Below are 1,155 nucleotides of genomic sequence, written 5' to 3' on the forward strand. Positions count from 1 at the left end.
GATGGCCTGCCAGACTAAGATAGTAAAAGCAAAGGCGGTGATTACTTATTATCGGTTAAGGGTAATCAAGGCAAGTTAGCGGCCTCGATTCAGTCCGCCTTCTCCTCACGCCGGCGAGATCCGATTGACTGGGATAGGTATCAAGTTGAGAAGCAGAAGGGCCGGATTGAAGCGCGTACTTGTCATATCCTGAGTGCTCGTGAGTTGGAGGGTGACTTCTCCACTTGGGATAGGTTAACCAGTATTGTGATGGTCGAAAACTACCGAGCAACAAAAGGCAAGGCTCCAGAGTTGAAGTATCGTTACTACATTAGTTCAGCAGAACTGACCTCAGAGCAGGCAAGAGAGGCTATCCGTGCCCACTGAGGCATTGAATCCATGCATTGGATTTTAGATGTCAGTATGGGTGAAGATGCTTGTCAGATTTATAGAGAAAATGCTGCTGAAAACATGGCGGGATTAAGACATATGGCACTGAACATGCTCAGAGCTGAGTCAACCAAGATTAGCGTACCGATGAAACAGAAGCGGTGCATGATGAAGCCTGCCTACTTGGAACAAGTTCTTATGGCTGGATTTACATCGATGGCTAAATCTTAACCATTCATGCGAACGCCCTGATCTATCGAGCATTTACCGTAATAGGCATAATCTGTATTTTAAAATGCCATACGATAACGCATTATGAATCACAACCCTCCAAGAAATTCTTGATCGCATTGCGGCTTATGAAGGCGGCAATAATTGGTTGCTGACTGGGCGTGAACCATTTTTGTTCTATCATGTTAGCCAGCTTCTCTAACTCTGCGTTAGTAGGGCTTTGGTTAAGGGTGTGAGTAATGCTACAATTCAATTGCATCTTGATTCTCCTATGAGTTGATTTGCCCTCTCGGTGTGCGTCGTCGAAAACTACACCGAGAGGCTTTAAATGTAATACTATTAGTATTACAAGCTATCTATCATTTGACTCAATATAGCTTGATCTATTTCCCCACTATTATTAATCCTAACCAAAGCTCTTAATAATTTCGCAGGCGTTCCCCTTGTTACTGTTGTAAGTTGAGCATTAGCAACAGCTAAAGATATTTCAGCTTTATCATACTCATTAAAACGATAACAAGTGGGAGCACTTTGCTTCGTGCTAACCTTTTTTTG

Annotated in this window: 2 protein-coding genes and 1 pseudogene; 1 reads left to right on the plus strand and 2 read right to left on the minus strand. The window is 43.1% G+C overall.

Annotated features, from left to right (window positions below; all coding sequences use genetic code 11):
• Nucleotides 1–600: pseudogene (locus RH88_RS23835) on the plus strand (ISAs1 family transposase); the annotation flags it as partial.
• 82 nt (nucleotides 601–682) lie between these two features.
• Here RH88_RS23835 and RH88_RS23705 read toward each other — a convergent pair.
• Both RH88_RS23705 and RH88_RS23800 read right to left on the minus strand, forming a co-directional pair.
• Nucleotides 683–859: a hypothetical protein gene (locus RH88_RS23705; RefSeq protein WP_005594320.1), complete on the minus strand. Its 177-nt coding sequence runs from the start codon at nucleotides 857–859 to the stop codon at nucleotides 683–685.
• An 86-nt stretch (nucleotides 860–945) separates the two neighbouring features.
• Nucleotides 946–1,155: hypothetical protein (locus RH88_RS23800; RefSeq protein WP_005594321.1), on the minus strand; the 210-nt coding region annotated here is incomplete at its 5' end.

Source organism: Vibrio scophthalmi LMG 19158 (assembly GCF_000222585.1).
GTDB classification, from domain to species: domain Bacteria; phylum Pseudomonadota; class Gammaproteobacteria; order Enterobacterales; family Vibrionaceae; genus Vibrio; species Vibrio scophthalmi.